Genomic DNA, 19,958 nt, shown 5'->3' with positions numbered 1-19,958 from the left:
GCGTGATCAGCACAGTCAAGGAATACCGCGTGGCGCTGCCGGCCTGGATCGACGACGAGCTGGCCGACCCGCCCGCCGTGATCCCCGACCGCGCCGACCGGATGCGGCTCGTGCACCGCCTCGCCGACCGCAACTGGCGGGAGGGGAACGGCGGTCCGTTCGCGGCCCTCGTCGCCGAGCGTGACACCGGCCGGATCGTCTCCGTGGGCGTGAACGTCGTGCTCGCCTCCGGCGTCTCCAGCACACACGCGGAGGTCGTCGCGCTGGGCCTCGCCCAACGGGCCCTCGGCGGCTGGGACTTGGGCGCCGAGGGACTGCCCGCGCACGAACTCGTCGTCAACTGGCGTCCCTGCGTGCAGTGTTACGGCGCCACGATGTGGTCCGGGGTGCGCGGTCTCGTGGTCGCGGGGGAGGGACCCGAGCTGGAGGAGATCACCACGTTCGACGAGGGTCCCCTCGGCGCCGACTGGGCCGAGCAGTTCGAGGCGCGCGGGATCGACGTCGTAGGAGATGTGCTCCGGGACGAGGCGCTGTCCGTGTTCCGGAACTACCGCGAGGCAGTCGACGCGGCCGACGGGATCGTCGTCTACAACGCCCGCGGAGGCACCGAATGACCGCCACGGCACCGCGTTTCGCCACCGACGTCATCACCTTCTACCACCCTGACTTCTGGGACCTCCCCTCCGCCGACGCCGTGCGCGACTGGGCCCTGGCCCACCCCGAGCGCTTCTGGGCCCGGGTGATGGACGCGCTGACGGCGGCCGGTGTCACGGGCATCGAGCTGACCTTCGCGCCGGGCGACATCGAGTCCGCCCTACGGGCCTTCGGCAGCGCACCCGCCTTCCGCCGCGACCTGGCGGCCCGTGGCCTGTCCGTCGTCAGCGCGTTCATCGCCGACAGCGACGCCCCCGGCTGGCGAGAGGGCGCCGATCTGCCCGCGATCGTCGCCGACGCCGAACGCCGGGCCGCTTTCCTCGTCGACGTCGGGGCGGAACTCCTTGTCGCAGGCCTGCCCATGCGGACTACATTCGGCACACGACCACCCTTCTTCGTCGACGCCGCGTACATGACCCGCATGGCCGACATCGCGCACGCGGTCGGAGAGGCCGTCTCACGTCTCGGCGTGAAGCTCGCCTTCCACACGGAGTCCAACAGCACCCTCTGGTACGAGCGGGACATCGACCTGTTCATGGCCCTGACCGACCCGCGCTACGTCTGGCTCTGCCCCGACTCCTGCCACATCGCCCTCGGCGGCGGCGACCCGGTGGCGGTGGCCCGCCGCCACACCCCGCGCATCGCCCTCGCCCACTGGAAGGACGCGGTCAGGCCCATCGACGTCGAACTCACGATCGACGAAACGGTCTTCACCCAACAGCAGCCCTATATGGCCGAGTTGGGCTCGGGCATCGTCGACTGGCAGGGCTGGGCCGACGCCATGTCCCGCACCCCGGGCGCAGGCACCGTACTCATCGAACTGGACGAGGCACCCGACCCGGTCGCCGCCCTCAGAGCCGGAACGGCCGTGGCGGGCAAGGCGGTTCGCCCGTGATCGACTTCTCCGCCTGCGTCGAGCTGATGTTCCTCGAAGACGAGCGCCCCCTCGACGACCGCGTACGCGCCGCGGCCGACTCCGGGTTCCGCGCCGTGGAGATCTGGGAGTGGTGGGACAAGGACCTGCCCCGCCTCGCCCACGCACTGGAGGCGACCGGCACGCGTCTGATCACCCTGTGCGTCGAGTCGTGGCGGGACAAGTGCGACCTGGGCGACCCGTCGTCGCACGACGAGTTCCTCACCCGCGTACGGGCAGCCGCCGAAGCCGCCCGACAGCTGAACACTCCCGGACTCGTCGTGCTCGCCGGGGACGTCGTCCCGGGAATCGAGCCCGCCGCTCAGCTCCGCAATACGGCCGAGGTGCTCGCGCGGGCGGGAGAGGAAACCGGCGGGAGCGGCCTCGAACTCCTCGTGGAGGTCGTGAATCGCGCCTACGAGGGTCCCCACGCCCTGATCTCCGACTCACGCTCGGCGCTCTCCCTCCTCCGCGCGGTCGACCTCCCCAACGTCCGCTTCCTCTACGACCGTTACCACGCGATCCTCAACGGCGAGCCCCTCGGAGCCGAGATCCAGGACGCCATGCAACTGATCGGCCACGTCCAGGCGGCCGACATCCCGGGCCGCCACGAGTTCGGCACCGGGACCATCGACTGGGCCGCGGAACTCGCCTGGCTCCACAACACCGGTTACGACGGCTACGTGGGCATCGAGGCGACACCGCTCGGCGACAGCGGCCAGGTCTACGCCGCGGCCCGTGCCCTGCTTTGACGGCTACGCCTTCTTCTCCCCGGGCCGGAGCGCGGCGGTGTCGAGGAGGGCCTCGGCGCCGCCGTCCACCACGATGTCGGCGCCGTTGATCCACCCGGCCTCGTCCAGCAGGAAGACGACGATCTCCGCGATGTCCGCCCAGCCCACGCCCACGGTCGAGGACTGGCCACTCGCGCCGGACATCAACAGCAATCAGGCCGTGCCGTCGTGGACCTACGGCCCGATAGCCCCGCACAGCAACGACATGGACCTGCGCCGACGCGAACACGAAGGAGACCGAAGCGACCCTGCGCGCTCACGCGGTTCCTCGGAAGGGACATGGCGGGCAGAACCAGGATGATTTGGTCTAAGCCGGCCGACTCCCGGGCGTGTACCCCATGTGACGGCGGAAGACATCCACGAACGAACTGGTACCGGACCAGCCGCAGCGATGGCCGGTCGCGGTGACGGAGGTGCCCTCGGCGAGGAGCCGCAGCGCCAGCTCCAGCCGTATCTGCGTGCGCCACTGCGGGAAGGACATGCCGAACTCCTGGGCGAACAGCCGGGACAGGGTGCGCCGGCCGACTCCGACCTCGGCGGCGACGGCGGCCAGTTCCCGGTGGGCGCCGGGATCGGCCGCGATCAGCGCGCAGGCCGCCGTGAGCCGGTCGTCGCGGGGTGTGGGCAGATGCAGCGGCGGCTGGGCGACCGGCTCCAACTCGTCCAGCAGCACCGCGCGCAGGCGCGACTGCCGACGGGCCGTGCCCGCGTCGGACGGGTCGAGCGAACTGTAGGAGATCGGGATCTCGCGCAGCAGCGGGCTGACCCTGAGCACCGTCGGCTGCTTCAGCCCGAGCGGGTTGGCGTGCGGGCCGAGCGCGAGCGTGTGGAAGTTCGTGGTGCCGTGGGCGCGGTGTGCGTGCCGCACCCGGGCCGGGACCCAGATCGCCCTGGCGGCCGGAGCGATCCAGGTGCCGGTGTCCGTCTCCACCGCGAGGACGCCCTGGCTCGCGTACACCACCTGATGCCCGCGATGGCGATGCGGCGCGATCGTCGTACCACCGGGCATGACCCGGGTCATGGTGACCGTCGGCTCGGTCTGGCCGTTTTCCGCCATGAACCGGCACCTTATCGAAAGCGGGACGCGCGGGGACCGGCGAAGACTGGGGCCGTCTTCCCCCCCCATGCGACCGAGGGAGCTTCCGATGCGGCATCTGCTCAAGGACAACCGACTGCACCTGCACGACGACGACGGATTCCACCACGGCTTCACCGCACTGTGGCTGCGCGAGGCGTCCGACGATCCGGCCTGGCGCGACCCGAGGACGGGACACAAGCTCGGCGACGGCGACCTGCTGCCCATCGACCTGCTGATCACCGGCACCACCGAGGAGGACGGCGGAGTGGCGGTGGAGTTCAGCGACGGGCACCGCGCGCGATTCGGCTACCCGGAGCTGCGCGGCGCCGCCGAAGACCCGCTGCTGCACGACCTGGCCGGCGCCAAGCACCTCTGGAACGTGTCCACGCTGGACGGCCTTCCCTGGCACGAGCTGGACCGCCTGCAGGCCGACCCGGCCGAACTCCTCGCGGTGCTCGACGACGTCAGCCGTCTCGGCTTCGCCCTCGTCCGCGGAATCCCCTCGGACCTGGACGGCATGCAGGCCCTCATCGATCAGATCGGCTTCACGCGCGTCACCGACAACGGAGCCATCGAGGACATCAAGGCACTGCCCCCGGAGCAGGCCTACGACCTGAGCATGACCCCCCGCGCGCTCGAACCGCACACCGACAACCCGTACCGCATCCCCCAACCCGGCTATGTGCTCCTGCACTGCCTCGCCAATGACGCCGAGGGCGGCGAGTCCGGCATGACCGACGGGTTCCAGATCGCCGAGACGATCCGCCGCGAGCACCCCGACCTGTTCCGGGCGCTGACCTCGGTGCCCGTCAACTGGCGCTACGCGGACGAGCAGGCGGTCCTCGAAGACTCCAGCCCGTTCATCGAGGTGGCGGCGGACGGATCGATCTCACACGTCCGCTTCCACGGCCGCAGCGACCGGATCCCCGCCCTGGACCCGGACCTGATCGACACGTTCTTCGAGGCCAGGCGGCTGTACTCGCGGCTCATCAGCGACGACGCCAACCAGCTTCGGTTCAAGCTCCGGCCGGGGGAGATGTTCATCATCGACGACTTCCGGATGATCCACAGCCGTACCGCCTTCACGCTCGCCACCGGGAGCCGGCACATGCGGCAGGCCTACCTCGACCGCGATGTCGTGGCCAGCCGTCAGAAGACCCTCATGCGCGATCTCACCAGCACACCCTGGCGCCACCGCGCCTGACCCTCCCACAGATCCCCTGTGCGCAAGACGTTTCCGACGTGACAAGGCCAACGTCCAGCGGCGACTGACGGCGCTCACCCTGGGTACTCACCGGCTCATGCGGATGAGTGTGGTGGACGTGGGGTCGAACACGGTTCGGCTCGTGGTGGCGGATGTCGGGGACGGTGTGCCGTTGCCCGTGCACACGGCCAAGTGGAAGTTGCGGCTCTCCGAGCGCGTCGGGCCGCACGGGGAGATCCCCGACGAGGCCGTACGCCAGCTCGTGAAGGCGGTGTCGGCCGCCGAGAAGACAGCCCGGCACTGGGGCGCGGCAGGACCCCTCGCCTTCGCGACGGCGGTCGTCCGCGGCGCGCCCAACCGGCTCGACGTGCTGCGCTCGGTGCACACGGAGACCGGGATACGACTGTCCACGCTGCCGGGGGAGTTGGAGGGCGAGCTGACGTTTCTCGGCGCCCGGCGCTGGATGGGCTGGCGGGCCGGGCCGCTCGCTCTGTTCGACATCGGGGGCGGATCCTTCGAGGCCGCGTTCGGGCGCGGCCGGCTGCCGGACTTCGTGGCGTCCCTCCCGCTCGGCGCGGGCCGGCTGACCCGGGACTTCCTGGCGGGCCAGGAGCGGCCGACGGAGCAGACGGTCAAGGCGATGCGGCGCGAGGTGCGGCACCAACTGCGGGACGTGGCCGCGCGGATCCGCTGGGAAGGGCCACGGACCACGGTGGTGACTTCACGCACCTTTCAGCAGCTGGCCCGACTCTGCGGTGCCGCGCCCGGTCGCCAAGGCCCTTTCGTGGAAAGGAGGTTGGTGCGGTCGGAGCTGCGCGTGGGCCTCGACCGGCTGGCCGCCCTCGCGGCGTCCGAACGGGCCCAGCTCCCCGGCGTCTCGGCACCGCGGGCCGCGCAGAGCCTGGCCGGAGCCGTGGTCGGGCACACGGTGATGAAGCTGACGGGCATCAAGACCGTCACCGTCTGCCCCTGGGGCATCCGTGAGGGAATCCTGCTGCGGTACATCGAGGACGGCGGCTCCTGGTGGACCGAGATGACCCGCCGCAGCGCCGACGCGGAACCGGCGGGAAGGGTCGCGCTGCGCATCGCACCGGGTCCGGCACCGACGACCGCCGACGGCTGACGGCCCGAACTCCGTTCGCCCCCCGGTCACTTGGTACCGGTCCGCGCAACCCCCGCCCGCCGTACGGTTCGGCGACGAACGAAGCGGTTCCGCGCCGATTCCCGGTTGCCCGTCGTACCCTCAACAACGCTGGACGCGGGGCGCGTTGGGCGGTTCCGTTCCGGGCTCGCCGACTGCGTACGGGGCGTCCCGGCGTACCGGTATGCTCTCGACTGTTGTCCGACGGCAACTATATTCGCGGGGACAGCGCGGTGGGGAGGGCAGGGCCATGGTGGTGCCACGGCCACGGGCCGACGACCTGCTGTCGGTGGGTGGCGAAGGGGCCGGCCCGGACATCTGGCCGGCCTGGCAGCCCTCCGTCCTGCTGGTCGAGGACGACGCGGGCGACGCCCTGCTGGTGGAGGAACTGGTCGCCGACAGCGCGCTGAAGATACGTCTGCGCTGGGTACGGTCGATGGCCGAGGCCACCGAGGCGCTCGCGGCCGACCTACCGGACTGTGTCCTGCTCGACCTGCATCTGCCGGACGCCCAGGGGCTGGAGGCGCTCTCCCGGGTACGGGCGGGCGCCGAACGGGCCGCTGTCGTGGTCCTCACCGGTCTCGCCGAGGAGGAGACCGGACTCGCCGCCGTCGCCGCCGGCGCGCAGGACTACCTGGTCAAGGGCCGGGTCGAACCGGGCCTGTTCGGACGCGCGGTGCGCTACGCGATCCAGCGCAAGCAGGCCGAGCGGGCGGCCGTCGCCCTCCAGTCCAGCCGGATGCAGGCCCAGGAGAACGCCCGCCTCGAACGCGGACTGCTGCCCAGGCCCCTGCTGCGCGGCGAGGGCGTGGAAGCCGTGGCCCGCTACCGTCCCGGGCGCGCGCAGGCACTGCTCGGCGGTGACTTCTACGACATCGTGCAGAGCGCCGACGGCACCGTCCACGCGGTGGTCGGTGACGTCTCCGGGCACGGACCCGACGAGGCCGCCCTCGGTGTCGCGCTGCGGATCGCCTGGCGCACGCTGGTGCTCAGCGGTGTCACGGGCGGCGAACAGGTGGCCCGGCTGGAGGAGATCCTCGTCGCCGAGCGCATCCGCGGCGAGGTCTTCGCCACCCTCGTCTGTCTCACCGCCGCACCCGGCGAGCGCACCGCCCGCGTGGTGCGGGCCGGACACCACGGACTGCTGATGCGGGACGGCGGCGGTGTGGAGTGGGTGGAGGTGCCCGGCGGTCCGGCACTGGGCCTGGTTCCCGGCCTCGCGGACTGGCCGGTCGCGGAGCTTTCCGTACCGGCGGGCGCGGCCGTGGTCCTCTTCACCGACGGACTCTTCGAAGGGCATGTCGGCCGGGGCTCGGAGCGCCTGGGCGAGGACGGTCTGCTGCGGCTGGCCCGGGAGCGGGCCGCACTGGCCCCGGCGCCGTTCGTCGACGAACTGATCGCCCGCGCCGAGGCCCTGGCCGAGACCCGGGGCGGCCTGGCGGACGACGTGGCCGTGCTGCACCTGCACTGGACATGAGACAACTGCCCCGGACGTGATTCACCGCGCCGGAAACGAGCAGGTGGGACGAGAGGGTGTCGCAACGAGACGAACGGCGAGGGACATGGCGGGCGGAACAGGGATCGGGCGCCGGCTGACGGTACAGGGATGGTTCTTCCTCGCGCTGTCGCTCATGGTGCTGCTGGTGGTGATCGGCAGCGCGATCGGCGCGAACCTGCTGAGCCGCACGGCCGCCGTCACCGACGATCTGCTCCAGCGGGTACAGCCCGCCCAGACCGAGGCATACCGGCTGCAGGCCGCCCTGGTCAACCAGGAGACCGGCATCCGCGGCTACGCGATCGCCGCCGACCAGCAGTTCCTCGCCCCGTACACCACCGGCAAGCAGGACGAGGCCCGCTCGGCGGCCCGGCTGCGCGAGCAGCTCCGCGACCGGCCCCGACTGCTCGCCGATCTACGGGCGGTGGAGCGCGGCGCGGCCGACTGGCGCCGGACCTACGCCGAACCTCTGGCCGCCGCCGTCACCCCCGGCCGGCCGCACACCGTCGACCAGACCACCGTCGACAGCGGCAAGCACGACTTCGACCGGCTGCGCACCCTCTGGGCGACCCAGAACGCCGATCTCGCGCGGGCCGTGAAGCAGGGCCGGGCCCACCTCGCCCACCAGCGCACGGTGCGCGACACCGTGCTGAGCGGCATGGTCGCCGCCTTCCTGCTCACCGGCGTCGCCCTCGCCGTACTCGTACGACTGCTGGTGACCCGGCCCCTGGAGGCGCTGAGCACGGCGTCGGAACGGGTCGCGGCGGGCGACTTCGCGCACCGCATCACCGGGGACGGGCCCGTCGACCTCACCGCCGTGGCCGGAGCCGTCGAGGGCATGCGCAGACGGATCGTCGCCGAACTCGACGCCTCCCGCGAGAAGGAGGAGGAACTCGGCCGCCAGGCCGACGAGCTGGACGCCCAGGCCGTCGAACTGCGCCGGTCCAACGCCGAGTTGGAGCAGTTCGCGTATGTCGCCTCGCACGATCTGCAGGAGCCGCTGCGCAAGGTCGCCTCGTTCTGCCAGCTGCTGGAGAAGAGGTACGGCGACAAGCTGGACGAACGCGGGCTGCAGTACGTCGACTTCGCCGTCGACGGCGCCAAACGCATGCAGGTGCTCATCAACGACCTGCTCACCTTCTCCCGCGTCGGGCGGCTCGACGACACCCGGGAGAAGGTCGGTCTCGGCCAGGCGCTCGACAGGGCGCTGCGGAACCTCGCGGCGGCCGTCGAGGAGTCGGAGGCCCGGATCGACCGGCCCGAGACCCTGCCCGAGACCGTCGGCGACCCGACACTGCTGACCATGCTCTGGCAGAACCTCGTGGGCAACGCCCTGAAGTTCCGCCACCCGGACCGCGCCCCGCACGTGTCCGTCACCTGCGAGACCGACCCCGAGACTCCCGGCATGTGGCGCCTGTGCGTCACCGACAACGGCATCGGCATCCCCGAGGAGTTCACCGACAAGGTCTTCGTCATCTTCCAGCGGCTGCACAGCCGCGACGCCTACGGCGGCACCGGCATCGGACTCGCCCTGTGCAAGAAGATCGTCGAACACCACGGCGGCCGGATCTGGATCGACAGCACGGTGGGCGAGGGCACCCGCCTCTGCTTCACGCTTCCGTCCGCCGAGGAAGCCACCTCCACGGACACCTCCACCGACGACGAGAAGGCCCTGACATGACCCTCCCCGACGCCACCCCGATCGACGTCCTCCTCGTCGAGGACGACCCGGGCGACGAACTGATGACCCGGGAAGCCTTCGAGGACAACAAGATCGGCAACACCCTCCATGTCGTGCGGGACGGCGAGGAGGCACTCGACTTCCTCTACCGGCGCGGCGCGCACACCGGCGCCCCGCAGCCCGACCTCATCCTGCTCGACCTCAACCTGCCGAAGTACGACGGCCGTCAGGTCCTGGAGAAGATCAAGTCCGACCCGGAACTGGTACACATCCCCGTCGTCGTCCTGACCACCTCGTCGGCCGAGGAGGACATCCTCCGCAGCTACAAACTGCACGCCAACGCCTATGTCACCAAGCCGGTCGACCTGGACCAGTTCATCGCCGCGGTCCGGCAGATCGACGACTTCTTCGTGCAGGTGGTCCGTCTGCCCCATCGCTCCGGATGATCACGGCGCGGCGGGACCGCGTCCGCGCCAGTCCAGGCACACCACCAAGGCGTCGTCGTCGGGGGTCGGCGTGCCGCGGTGGCCGGTCAGTTCGCGCAGTACGGCCCGGGGCACGTCGGCCGCGGGCAGCAGCCTCGTGTGCCGGACCGCCCGCGCCAGCGCCGCGTCCCCGTACGCCTCACCCTTGGGCGACGCCACGGCGTACACCCCGTCGCTGACGAAGAGGATCCGGTCCCCGGGCTCGATCCCGAAGTCCTGCTCGACGTAGTCGGTCTCCTCGAACATGCCGAGCGGCAACTGCTCGTCGAAGACGATCCGTTCCACCACGCCGTCGCGCAGCCGCAGTGTCTGCGGAGACCCCGCGTCCACCACCCGGGCCCGCCCGGTGGTGAGTTCGAAGTCGAACATCAACACGGACATATGGCTACGGCCCCGGTAGTGGGCGTACACCGCCTGGTCCGCGAGGGCCGCCTGGTCGGCGAGGGGGATGCCCGCCCGGCGCGCGTTGCGCAGGGCGTTGACCGTCAGGTTCGTCAGCAGCGAGGCCTCGATGCCTTCGCCCATGCCGTTCGAGACGTAGAGCGTGAGCCGGTCGGCCGTGGCGGACCAGTCGAAGTTGTCGCCGTGGATCGCGTAGGCGGGCTCCAGTTGGGCGCCGAGGTCGAACTCGGGGCGGGAGCACGAGCGGCCGGGCAGCAACTGCCACTGCATTTCCGCCGCCAGCGTGAGCCGGTCCTTGCGCCTGGCCCGCAGATACAGGTCGGTGTCGCGCTCGGCCACCAGCACCTCGTGCCCCAACACCTCGGCCAGCTCGGTCAGTTCGGGAAGGCACGCGCGTACGTGGTCGCCGCCGGGGAGCGTCACCGAGAGCACGCCGAGGCGGTCCCCGCGCACACTGATCGGAAGGTGGACGCACACGCTGCCGTCCCCGAAGTTCCCCTCCACGAAAGGCTCTTGGGCGCCGAAGGCGCGGCCCGCGGGGGTGTTGTGCACGGAGACCGGCGGCAGGGTGTGCGGCAGCTCGGTGACGCGCTGCAGCACGGTCAGGCCGTAGTCGGCCATGAGCAGCTCCACGGAGTCCGCCGCGTACCGCCGGACCAGTTCCCGCCCGACCACGTCGGGCAGTTCGTGGGGAGCCGCCGTACGCAGCGCCCGCTCGACAGTCATGAGTCTGTTCACGTTCGTGGATATGCCAATCTCTCCCTCGGGGAACGGGTAGGGCGTGCCTAGTAGGCTGGTACCCGTCCCTGTGCCTGCGAGAGTGTGATCGTGACCTCCATCCACCCCCGCCCCGAACCCGCCGAGGTCGCGCGGGTCGCCTCCACGGCCGCGGAACTGCTGGAAGTCCTGTGGGGACGCGCCTCGACCGCGCCGGCGTCCGCCTCGCAGCTGCGGGTCCTGTTCATCCTGGAACACCACGAGGGCATCAACCTGCGCACCCTCGCCGACCACCTCGCCTCGACACCGCCGTCGACCAGCCGGCTCTGCGACCGGTTGCAGGCCGCCGGGTTCGTCGACCGCGAGGTGAGCCCCACGGACCGGCGCGAGGTGCGCCTGTACCTCAGCGGTCCGGGGCGGACCTTCCTGTCGGGCCTGCGGACCCGCCGCGAGGAGGCGTTGGGCGCGGTACTGACACAGATGCCGGCCGCCGGGCGCGACGCACTGCTCACCGGTCTGGAGGCGTTCTGCACGGTGGCGTCGGCACAGATCCACGACCACGACGAGCCCGCCGACAGGCGCACCGCATGACCGGGCCGCTCCGCGACGGTGACGCGATCAGCCGCGGGCGAAGGCGAGAAGGTCCTCGTTGAACCGCTCGGCGAACTCGGGCACCAACGCCAGGCCGTGCGGAGCGCCCGGGTAGATCTTGTAGGTCGCGTCCTTGACGAGTTTCGAGGACTTGTCGGCGGAGGCCACGATCGGAACGATCTGGTCGTCGTCGCCGTGCACGATCAATGTGGGGACGTCGATCTTCTTGAGGTCTTCGGTGAGGTCGGTCTCGGAGAACGCCTTGCCACAGTCGTAGGCGCCCTTGATTCCCACGGTCATGCTCCAGAGCCAGAACTCGTCACGAGTCCCTTGAGTGACGGTCGAGTTGTCGCGGTTGGCGCCGAAGAACGGGGCGCTGAGATCCTTGTAGAACTGCGAACGGTCCGTTTCCACGCCTGTGCGGATCTCGTCGAAGACCTCGATCGGCAGGCCTTCGGGATTCGCGTCCGTCCTGAGCATCAGCGGCGGGATCGCGCCGAGCAGAACGGCCTTGGCGACCCGCCCGGACCCGTGCCGGCCGAGGTAGCGGGTGACCTCGCCGCCGCCCGTCGAGTGGCCGACGAGAATCACGTCGCGCAGGTCGAGGGCTTCGACGACCGCGGCCAGGTCGTCGGCGTACGTGTCGAGGTCGTTGCCGCTCCAGGGCTGGTCCGAGCGCCCGCCTCCGCGCCGGTCGTGGGCCACGGCACGGAAGCCGTTGTCCGCCATCAGCTTCAGCTGGGGATCCCACGCGTCGGCCGTCAGGGGCCACCCGTGGGAGAACACGACGGGCTGCCCCGACCCCCAGTCCTTGTAGAAGATCCGTGTGCCGTCCGTACTGGTGGCGACAGGCATGGTGTTTTCCTCCCGAAATGCTCGAACCGCGCGAGTACGTCATACGGGGAATCGACGGAAAGGGTCGGCGGCGAGAGGCGACCGGAATGAACACGTCGACCACAGCACCCTGGGCGAGGTGAGGCACTTCCGCGTGTCGGGAGAATTCCTCGGAACGCCGGTCCGTCCGGAATCGTTGATCAACCGGCCCGACGGCTTCTGCGGGGCGCTGGTGGACCGGGGCTCGCAAGTGATCCGGTTCGACACCCGGGACTCGGGCCGGTCGACACACTCCACCGACGCGCCCGTCCCGGACTTCGCGGCGGCCCTGGCCGGTGACCTCTCGACGGTCGCCTGCACGCTCTCCGACCTGGCGGCCGACACCGTAGGCCTGCTCGACCGCGGGACCGGGAGGCGTTCGTAGAGTGGCGGGTGCGTGCCCTGCGGCTCGCCGCGTCCCCCGGCTTCGCCTTCGACGCGCAGGCAGCGGCCGACCGTGCGGGACGCGTCTTCGACCGTGGCTACGACCCCCTCGGCATTCAGCGGCAGGGCCTCGCGGTGCTGGCGACGGGCGACCGCGCCGGACGCCTTCGCTCCCTGCGGGTGCCGGCACTGGTCGTGCACGCCCACGCCCACGCCACGGCCGCCGCCGTACCGGGCGCCGAACCGCGGATCCTGAGCGGGATGGGCCACCACCGCCCGCAGAAACTCTGGCCCCAACTCGCCGACCGCATCGGCGAGTTCATCCAGCGCCCTCGGCGCCGGAATCTCGTTGGACAACTCGGCGGCCGGGCGCGACCGTTGGCGGAATGCAGCAGGAGAATCTCTGGGACGCCGACACCGCCCGGCGCTACGACACCCCCGGCACCGGCATGTTCGCGCCCGAGACGCTGGGGCCGACCGTGGACCGACTCGCCCGACTCGCCGGAGACGGCGCGGCACTTGAGTTCGCCGTCGGGACCGGCCGGGTCGCCGTGCCGCTCGCCGAACGCGGAGTCCCTGTGACCGGCATCGAGTTGTCACGGCCGATGGTGGAGCGACTGCGGACCAAGGCGGACGAGGCGACGATTTCCGTGACCATCGGAGACATGGCGACCACGGTCGTCCCCGGCGAGTACAGCCTGGTCTATCTCGTCTACAACACCATCTCGAACCTGCTCACCCAGGCCGCGCAGGTCGAGTGCTTCCGCAACGCCGCCCGCCACCTCGCACCGGGCGGCCGGTTCGTGATCGAGCTCTGGGTACCCGAGCTGCGCAAGCTGCCGCCGGGCCAGCACGCCACCGTCTGGCTGACCGACCCCGACTACATCGGTCTGGACACCTACGACGTCCTCAACCAGCACGTCGTGTCACACCACTTCCGGTTCGACGGGGCCGGACAGGCGCGTGTGGACCTCAGCCCGCACCGCTACATCTGGCCGGCCGAACTCGACCTCATGGCCCAGTTGGCGGGCTTCGAACTGGAGACGAGACACGCGGACTGGGACGGATCCGAGTTCACCGCCGAGTCGACCTCTCATGTCTCCGTCTACCGCGTCCCGGTCACGCCCTGAGCCCTCCGACTCCCGGTCGGGCCCTGACCACCCCGACTCACGTCCGGTGCGGGCCGCCACCGGTGACACCCGCGTCCGGGCCGTCCGTCAGCGCGATGCGCGCGGTGACGCGTTTGCCCACCGGTTCGCGCCGGGCCTCGAAGCCGCGCGCGACGGCCCGCACGATCTCCAGGCCGTGCTGGCCCACCCGTTGGGCGTCGGCGGCGCGGGCGACCGGCAGCACCGGATCGGAGTCCCACACCTCCACCTCGACGAGGGCACCGACGATCCGCAGATCCATCAACACCGGGCCGGGCGCGTACTTGCGGGCGTTGGTGACCAGTTCGCTGACCACCAACTGCGTGAGATCCATGGCGCGGGCCGACACCGGCAACCCGTACTCGGCCCGTGCCCGGGTGAGGAACATCGCGGCCAGCTGCCGGGCCTCGGCGATGCACGAGCCGTCCCCGTCCAGTGCCACGGTGGACCGCAGGGTCCGGGGTCGTGCTCTGGCCTGCGGCGCTGTGTCGTCGTCCTCCGAAGAGTCTGGTTCCATCCGGATCGTTTCACCGCCTTCTGCGTGCCCCGCGCATACCCCGTGAGGCACCACCCACTCCGTCGATTTCGATCGGTTCCACCGGACGCGGGCATCAACCGTACGATGCGGGGCAGCACTTCGGATGAACGTCCTGATCCGTAGCGCTCACCCACTCGTGTATGAGGACAGATGGTGGACACCGAACAAGCGGGGCAGCCGGGGCAGTTGTCGGTCAGGACCGACGTCGTCGACGGCACTGTGGTCGTGGCCGCGGCCGGAGAGATCGACCAGCAGACGGCCGGTTCGCTGAGGGAGGCGCTGGAGCTGCCGGACGGGGTCGCACCGCGCATCGTCCTCGACCTGCGCGAGGTCACCTTCATGGACTCCAGCGGCATCAACGTTCTCCTCGCCGTCCACCAGACGCTCGCCCAGGCGGACGGCTGGCTGCGACTGGCCGGGACCGCCCCTTCCGTGCTGCGCATCATCCAGCTCGTCGGCATCGACGCAGTCATCGACTGCTTCCCGACGGTCCAACAGGCCCTCGCACACTGACAGTTGGGGTGGCACCGCGAGCATTCCGCCGGTGGGGCCGAGTAAATCGCTGTCCTGCGGGCGGAGCGCGGTGATAGGCATTCGGCGTGACGAAAACTCTCGAATTCCCGGACCTGCTGCGGCTGATCGACGAACGGTCGACGGCGTTCCGGGCCGCGGTCGCCGCCGCGCCCAGCCTCGACGCACGGGTGCCGACCTGCCCCGAGTGGACACTGCTGGACCTGGTGCACCACCTGGGCGGCGTGCACCGCCGCTGGGCATCCAACGTCACCGCGGGACCCGCCGACGGTCCCACGCCTCCCGCCGCCTCCGAAGCTCCCCGGGAGCGCGAGGCCCTGCTGGCTTGGTCGGCCGAGTCCACGCGCCAACTGCTCGGCGCCCTGCGGGAGTTCGGACCGGACCGCGGCTGCTGGACATGGTGGGGCGACACGCAGTCCCCGCAGACCTCGGGCGCCGTCGCCCGGCACCAGGTCCAGGAGGCCATGGTCCACACCTACGACGCCCAGATCACCGTCGGCGACCCGCAGCCGCTGCCCGAGGAGGCGGCGGTGGACGGTGTCGAGGAGTTCGTGTTCACCTGCAACGCGACGACGAGCGCCTGGCCGCACGACCCCGCCACCGTCGACTACCACGCCACCGAGGGCCGGTCCTGGCGCCTCGAACTCTCCGCCGCCGGCGCGCGGGCCACGCCCATTCCCGCATCCGCGCCGATTCCGGCCGACACCGCTTACGCCTCCGCCCGGGCCACGGCCGGAGAACTGGTTCTCTTCATGTACGGCCGTACCTACGTCGAACCCCTGAAGATCGAGGGCGAGCAACGACTCTTCGACCAGCTCATCGCCTGGGACCCGGACGCCTAGCGGAAGGCCACCCGGCCACCGGACCCGCTCGGCTAGGGTGACCCCGGAGGTGGTCAAGTGGCCGACAGTGCAGGGGAGTTGAGCGAGTCGCCGGAGTCCACGACCGTGGTGGTGATCGGCGCGGGACCGGCCGGTATGACCGTCGCGAACCTGTTGCGGCGGAGCGGCGTCGACTGTGTCGTGCTGGAACGCCGGAGCCGTGAGTACGTGGCTCAGCGGCAGCGAGCCGGCATCGTCGAGACCCGCGCCGTGCGCATGTTCGACTCCTGGGGACTGGCCGACCGCGTGCTGGGCGGTGTCCCGCACGAGGGCATCCTGGAACTCCGGGTCGACGGCGAACCCCATCTCGTCTCGGACTACGACGGCTCCGAAGGACCGACCGCCCGCCTCTGCCCCCAGCAGATGCTGGTCCAGAAACTCACCGCCGAGTACCTCGCGAACGGCGGCGACCTGCGCTTCGAGGCCGCCGACGTCTCCCTGCACGATCTGACCGGCGACCGCCCGACCGTCCGCTACCGCACCGCCGACGGCGAACTCCGCACCCTCGTCTGCGACTTCGTCGCCGGCTGCGACGGCGACCACGGCGTCAGCCGCACCTCCGTCCCCGACGGGGCCCTCACGCCGTACGCCTTCGATCACGGGATCGGCTGGCTGACGGTCCTGGCCGACGCCCCGCCCCCGGCCCACCCGCTGCTGGCCGTCAGCCCGCAGGGCTTCGCCGCGCACTTCCCGCGCGGCCCGTACACCAGCCGCTACTACCTCCAGTGCCCGCCCGACGACCACCCCGACGCCTGGCCCGACGACCGGGTCTGGGACGCCCTGCGCACCCGGCTCGGCGACCCGGCCCTCGTCTCCGGCCCGATCACCGACCGCGAGATCTTCCGGCTCCGCAGCCTGGTCCACGACCCGATGCAGTACGGCCGCCTGTACCTCGTCGGCGACGCGGCGCACATCGTCTCGCCGATGGGCGGCAAGGGCATGAACCTCGCGCTCTACGACGCCGATCTCTTCGCCCGGGCCGTCCGCGACTTCGTCCACGACCACGACGACAGGGGCCTGCGCACCTACTCGGCGCGTTGTCTGCGCCGCGTCTGGAGCGACCAGGAGTTCTCCCACTGGATGACCGGCATGCTCCACGACGCCGGCGACGCCAGCGCCTGCGGCCCTTTCCGACGCGGTCTGGCCCGCGCCCGGCTCGACCGGCTCTTCACGGCCCCCGGCGCGGCCCGCGCCTTCTCCGAACTCATGACAGGACTGGAATTCGGGGAAAGCGCGGGGCCGCCGCGTTGAGGTCAGCTGCGGCGCAGATGCCGTACGAAGAACCGCACCGCGCTGTCCGCCTCGAACCTGGGCAGCTCCTTGTGCGCGCCCGAGTTGACGTGCAGTGACTTCTCCTTCGAGGCGAAGGCGTCGAACAGCGCGAGACCGGACGGACGCGGGATGTGTTCGTCGTCCCACTGGAGGGCGAACTCGATCGGAACGGTGATGCGCCGGGCCGTCTCGGCGAGGGCGTCGTCGTACCAGAAGAGGCCGAACACCGCGGCGGTGATGCGGGGTTCGGCCGCCGTCAGCGGGATGCCGATGGCGGTGCCCATGTTCAGGCCGTAGTAGCCGACGGGTCCTTCGGTGCCGATCTCCGGCAGCTCCTGGAGGGCGTCCAGGGTGGCCAGCCACTCCGGTACGGCGCGCTCCGCGAGGTGGGCGTTGTACCGGACGACGATCTCGCCGACCGGTTCGCCCGCCGCCATCGCCTTCTGCATCGCGGCGATCTCCCGCTCGTCGTGCGCCGTGCGGGGGCGGTCGCCGTGGCCGGGTGCGTCGATGACGGCGACGTGGAAACCGCCGTGGGCCACGAGGAGTTGGGCGCGGCCCGTCATGGCGGGGGACTTCCGGTGGTTGCCGCCGCCGTGTCCCATCAGGACCAGGGGCGCGCGGTCGGCGCCGGACTCCGGTGACCAGAGGGCTCCGGTGATCTCGCCCATGGTGAAGTCGTGCTGGATGACACCGTCGGACGTCGTCTCGGCGGTGAAGTGGAAGTGCGTTGAGTTCATGGGGTGTTGCCTTTCGGGAGTGCCTTGTCGTGTGGCGCTCCCGGCGACCTCTAGATCGCTGGCCCAACCGTGGAGAAGAGGGGGAGCACCCACCTGGTTACTGCGTTCATGGGTCTCACCTCCTCGCGTTCGTTCACGGCCTACGGAAAGTTAGCAGCCCCTTGTCCGCGCGGCCAACGCATTTTGTCGAGCTGCTGCCGCATGCACGTACATCTAATGTTCTTGACATCTTCCGGGACCGGCGACGAAGGTCGAGGCGATCGCTCCCGGACGGGTGGAGGCCCCATGTGCGCACGTGACGCCGCGCCTCGCGGTGCCGTCCCGGGCGCGCGGCTGATCATTCGCCGGCACGTCGACTACTGCCGTACCGCCTCCGCCGTCCGTCCTTCCGTACGCCCCTGACCCACGTCGGCCCCACGGGCCGTCCGTCTCGACGCGTTCTCGGAAGGAACCCCCATGTCCGGCTCCGCTCTGCGGCTCGCCCTCGAAATCGACGGCGACGGATCCCATCCCGTCGCCTGGCGCCGCGCCACCCACTCACCCGACCACCTGCTGAGCCCGCGCCGGGTGGCCCGTGTCGCCGCCGACGCGGAGAACGCCGGGTTCACCCTGCTCACCCTGGAGGACGGCGCGCTTCCGCCCGGTACCGGCTCGGACGTGGTCGGGCGGATCGGCGCGGTGGAGCGGGCCGCGTTCATCGCCGCGTCGACGAGCGTCGTCGGGGTGGCGCCCGTCGTGCCGCTCACCTACGCCGAACCGTTCCATGTCTCCAGCCAGTTGGCGTCCCTGGACCACATCTCGGTCGGGCGTGCCGGGTGGGTGGTGAGCGAGGAGAGGCGGCCAGAGGCCGCTTCCGTCCGGGGGCGCCCGCTCGTCGACGGGGCCGCGGCCCGCGCCCGCGAGTCGCGTGACGGCGTCGAGGTCGTCCGCGCGCTGTGGGACTCCTGGGAGGACGACGCGGTCATCCGCTCCGTCGCCACCAGCCGCTATCTCGACCGCGAGCGGCTGCACTACGTCGACTTCACCGGCGACACCTACACGGTCAAGGGCCCGGCGATCGTGCCGCGCCCACCGCAGGGTCAACTCGTCGTCCTCGGCGACCCCGGCCGTGTGCCCGCCGGGCAGCTCGACGTCGCCCTCGTTGCGGGCCGCGATCTTGCCGAGGTCACCTCGGGCGCGGCCGACGCCGGAACGCCCCTCGTCTTCGCCGAGATCGAGGTGGCCCTCGACACCGCCCACGCCACGGCCGAGGAACGCGTCGCCGACCTCGAACGCCACGCGCCCTGGCCCGACCGGGGACGGCTGCGCCACATCGGCTCGGCCGCCGGACTCGCCCTGTTGCTGGGGGAGTTGAGGGGAGTGGTGGACGGAGTACGCCTCCACCCGCTGGTGCTGGACGAGGACCTCCCCGAACTCTCCCGGCTCGTCCTGCCCCACCTCTTCGAACGACGGCACGCCCTACGGGCCCCTGCCCGCCGCGACCCTGCGCACTCACCTGGGCCTCGACCGGCCCGCGAACCGGTACGCCGCCGCGGCCGTAGAGGAGGAAGCCCGATGACCCGCACCGACCCCCTCGACGTCCCACGCCCGGACGCTCAACTCCACCTCGGCGTCTTCTTCCAGGGCGTCAACCACTGGACCATCTGGTCCGACCCGGCCAGCGGCTCCCAGATCGACCCCGCCAACTTCCGGCGCGTCGCGCAGACCGCCGAACGCGGCCTGTTCGACGCGTTCTTCCTGGGGGAGGGGCTGCGGCTGCGCGAGGTCGACGGACAGATCCACGACCTCGACGTCGCCGGACGGCCCGACGCCATCACCCAACTCGCCGCGCTGGCCGCCGTGACCGACCGGATCGGCCTGGTCAGCACCTCCAACACCACGTTCAACGAACCGGCCGACCTCGCCCGCCGCCTCTCCGGCCTCGACCTGCTCTCCGAGGGCCGCGCCGGCTGGAACGTGGTGACCACCGACAACGCCTGGACCGGCGCCAACTTCCGCCGCGGCGGCTACCTCCACCACGCCGACCGCTACCGACGCGCCGAGGAGTTCCTCACCGTCGCCCGCGCCCTGTGGGACGGCTGGTCGGACGGCGCCGTGTCCGGCTCGGCCGCCGCATCGGCCTGGGCGGCACCCGGCGCCGTACGCCAAGTCCGCCACCGGGGACCGCAGTTCGATGTCGACCTTGCCCCCACCCTGCCGCGCAGCGCCCAGGGGCACCCGGTGATCTTCCAGGCCGGGGACTCCGGCGAGGGCCGCGACTTCGCCGCCCGCAACGCCGACGTCATCTTCTCCGCGCACGGCAACGCCTTCGACGACGCGCTCGCCTTCGCCGGCGGCCCGCAGCCGGCTGCGGGCCGCCCGCCCCCCCCCGGCCCCCCAGCGCCACCACCCCGGCCCCCCCCACAAAAAACGCGCCCCCCCGGAGGGGGCCCCGGCGAA

General features: G+C 71.2%; 20 protein-coding genes and 2 pseudogenes. 16 read left to right on the top strand and 6 right to left on the bottom strand.

Features of this window, described 5'->3' with window-relative positions:
• Window positions 1–2 precede the first annotated feature (2 nt).
• From ACIBJH_RS38975 to ACIBJH_RS38965, 3 genes are read left to right on the top strand one after another with little or no spacing between them, the layout of a single operon-like run.
• Window positions 3–614, top strand: coding sequence for a nucleoside deaminase (locus tag ACIBJH_RS38975; RefSeq protein WP_399121662.1), 612 nt, complete (start codon window positions 3–5; stop codon window positions 612–614).
• Window positions 611–1,549, top strand: a complete 939-nt coding sequence (locus tag ACIBJH_RS38970; RefSeq protein ID WP_399121661.1) for a sugar phosphate isomerase/epimerase family protein — start codon at window positions 611–613, stop codon at window positions 1,547–1,549. Before ACIBJH_RS38975 ends, ACIBJH_RS38970 begins: the two co-directional genes overlap by 4 nt.
• The gene (locus tag ACIBJH_RS38965; RefSeq protein WP_399121660.1) at window positions 1,546–2,319 is read left to right on the top strand and encodes a TIM barrel protein; all 774 of its coding nucleotides are present in this window, start codon (window positions 1,546–1,548) and stop codon (window positions 2,317–2,319) included. Before ACIBJH_RS38970 ends, ACIBJH_RS38965 begins: the two co-directional genes overlap by 4 nt.
• Window positions 2,320–2,322: 3 nt before the next feature.
• Here the strand turns inward: ACIBJH_RS38965 and ACIBJH_RS38960 are convergent, their stop codons facing one another.
• On the bottom strand, window positions 2,323–2,502 hold the full coding sequence (locus ACIBJH_RS38960) for a hypothetical protein (protein WP_399121659.1): 180 nt from the start codon (window positions 2,500–2,502) through the stop codon (window positions 2,323–2,325).
• 163 nt (window positions 2,503–2,665) lie between these two features.
• On the bottom strand, window positions 2,666–3,415 hold the full coding sequence (locus ACIBJH_RS38955) for an AraC family transcriptional regulator (protein WP_399121658.1): 750 nt from the start codon (window positions 3,413–3,415) through the stop codon (window positions 2,666–2,668).
• An 88-nt stretch (window positions 3,416–3,503) separates the two neighbouring features.
• Between ACIBJH_RS38955 and ACIBJH_RS38950 the strand changes: the two genes are divergently transcribed.
• The 5 genes from ACIBJH_RS38950 (at window position 3,504) to ACIBJH_RS38930 (ending at window position 9,403) form a co-directional block, all read left to right on the top strand.
• Window positions 3,504–4,640, top strand: coding sequence for a TauD/TfdA family dioxygenase (locus tag ACIBJH_RS38950; protein WP_399121657.1), 1,137 nt, complete (start codon window positions 3,504–3,506; stop codon window positions 4,638–4,640).
• A 97-nt stretch (window positions 4,641–4,737) separates the two neighbouring features.
• Complete coding sequence (locus tag ACIBJH_RS38945; protein WP_399121656.1) at window positions 4,738–5,763, top strand: Ppx/GppA family phosphatase; 1,026 nt, start codon at window positions 4,738–4,740, stop codon at window positions 5,761–5,763.
• Window positions 5,764–6,031: 268 nt separating this feature from the next.
• Window positions 6,032–7,258, top strand: a complete 1,227-nt coding sequence (locus ACIBJH_RS38940) for a PP2C family protein-serine/threonine phosphatase (protein ID WP_399121655.1) — start codon at window positions 6,032–6,034, stop codon at window positions 7,256–7,258.
• An 85-nt stretch (window positions 7,259–7,343) separates the two neighbouring features.
• Window positions 7,344–8,957 carry an ATP-binding protein gene (locus tag ACIBJH_RS38935; RefSeq protein ID WP_399121654.1) on the top strand — a complete coding sequence of 538 codons (1,614 nt, stop codon included), beginning with the start codon at window positions 7,344–7,346 and terminating at the stop codon, window positions 8,955–8,957.
• A complete protein-coding gene (locus ACIBJH_RS38930; protein WP_262061622.1) occupies window positions 8,954–9,403 on the top strand; it encodes a response regulator in 450 nt (149 codons plus the stop codon). Before ACIBJH_RS38935 ends, ACIBJH_RS38930 begins: the two co-directional genes overlap by 4 nt.
• On the opposite strand, the gene ACIBJH_RS38925 is transcribed toward ACIBJH_RS38930, so the two are convergent.
• Window positions 9,404–10,570: a PP2C family protein-serine/threonine phosphatase gene (locus tag ACIBJH_RS38925; RefSeq protein ID WP_399121653.1), complete on the bottom strand. Its 1,167-nt coding sequence runs from the start codon at window positions 10,568–10,570 to the stop codon at window positions 9,404–9,406.
• 96 nt (window positions 10,571–10,666) lie between these two features.
• Between ACIBJH_RS38925 and ACIBJH_RS38920 the strand changes: the two genes are divergently transcribed.
• Window positions 10,667–11,152: a MarR family transcriptional regulator gene (locus ACIBJH_RS38920; protein WP_399121652.1), complete on the top strand. Its 486-nt coding sequence runs from the start codon at window positions 10,667–10,669 to the stop codon at window positions 11,150–11,152.
• A gap of 27 nt (window positions 11,153–11,179) precedes the next feature.
• Here ACIBJH_RS38920 and ACIBJH_RS38915 read toward each other — a convergent pair whose 3' ends face one another.
• Window positions 11,180–12,007 (bottom strand): alpha/beta fold hydrolase, encoded by an 828-nt coding sequence (locus ACIBJH_RS38915; RefSeq protein ID WP_399121651.1) that lies wholly within the window; start codon window positions 12,005–12,007, stop codon window positions 11,180–11,182.
• 133 nt (window positions 12,008–12,140) lie between these two features.
• On the opposite strand from ACIBJH_RS38915, the gene ACIBJH_RS38910 reads away from it, so the two are divergent.
• Both ACIBJH_RS38910 and ACIBJH_RS38905 read left to right on the top strand, forming a co-directional pair.
• Complete coding sequence (locus ACIBJH_RS38910; protein ID WP_399121650.1) at window positions 12,141–12,410, top strand: hypothetical protein; 270 nt, start codon at window positions 12,141–12,143, stop codon at window positions 12,408–12,410.
• A gap of 385 nt (window positions 12,411–12,795) precedes the next feature.
• Window positions 12,796–13,539 (top strand): class I SAM-dependent DNA methyltransferase, encoded by a 744-nt coding sequence (locus ACIBJH_RS38905; RefSeq protein ID WP_399121649.1) that lies wholly within the window; start codon window positions 12,796–12,798, stop codon window positions 13,537–13,539.
• Window positions 13,540–13,576: 37 nt separating this feature from the next.
• Here ACIBJH_RS38905 and ACIBJH_RS38900 read toward each other — a convergent pair whose 3' ends face one another.
• Window positions 13,577–14,074, bottom strand: coding sequence for an ATP-binding protein (locus ACIBJH_RS38900; protein ID WP_399121648.1), 498 nt, complete (start codon window positions 14,072–14,074; stop codon window positions 13,577–13,579).
• Window positions 14,075–14,245: 171 nt separating this feature from the next.
• On the opposite strand from ACIBJH_RS38900, the gene ACIBJH_RS38895 reads away from it, so the two are divergent.
• From ACIBJH_RS38895 to ACIBJH_RS38885, 3 genes are all read left to right on the top strand, one after another.
• Entirely contained in the window at window positions 14,246–14,608 is a 363-nt protein-coding gene (locus ACIBJH_RS38895) for an STAS domain-containing protein (protein ID WP_399121647.1), read from the top strand.
• Window positions 14,609–14,694: 86 nt separating this feature from the next.
• Entirely contained in the window at window positions 14,695–15,468 is a 774-nt protein-coding gene (locus tag ACIBJH_RS38890) for a maleylpyruvate isomerase family mycothiol-dependent enzyme (protein ID WP_399121646.1), read from the top strand.
• Window positions 15,469–15,525: 57 nt separating this feature from the next.
• Window positions 15,526–16,758, top strand: coding sequence for a 4-hydroxybenzoate 3-monooxygenase (locus tag ACIBJH_RS38885; RefSeq protein WP_399121645.1), 1,233 nt, complete (start codon window positions 15,526–15,528; stop codon window positions 16,756–16,758).
• A 2-nt stretch (window positions 16,759–16,760) separates the two neighbouring features.
• On the opposite strand, the gene ACIBJH_RS38880 is transcribed toward ACIBJH_RS38885, so the two are convergent.
• Entirely contained in the window at window positions 16,761–17,519 is a 759-nt protein-coding gene (locus tag ACIBJH_RS38880; protein ID WP_399121644.1) for an alpha/beta hydrolase, read from the bottom strand.
• Window positions 17,520–17,975: 456 nt separating this feature from the next.
• Between ACIBJH_RS38880 and ACIBJH_RS38875 the strand changes: the two are divergent.
• Together ACIBJH_RS38875 and ACIBJH_RS38870 are read left to right on the top strand one after the other, a co-directional pair.
• Window positions 17,976–19,077, top strand: a pseudogene (locus tag ACIBJH_RS38875) (LLM class flavin-dependent oxidoreductase).
• Window positions 19,074–19,854, top strand: a pseudogene (locus tag ACIBJH_RS38870) (LLM class flavin-dependent oxidoreductase); the annotation flags it as partial. The pseudogenes ACIBJH_RS38875 and ACIBJH_RS38870, both read left to right, overlap by 4 nt.
• Window positions 19,855–19,958: the final 104 nt, after the last annotated feature.

It is taken from the genome of Streptomyces sp. NPDC050548 (assembly GCF_044457385.1).
GTDB lineage: Bacteria > Actinomycetota > Actinomycetes > Streptomycetales > Streptomycetaceae > Streptomyces.
Note: the sequence above shows the minus strand (reverse complement) of the source record. Positions and strands in the feature narration are given on the sequence as shown.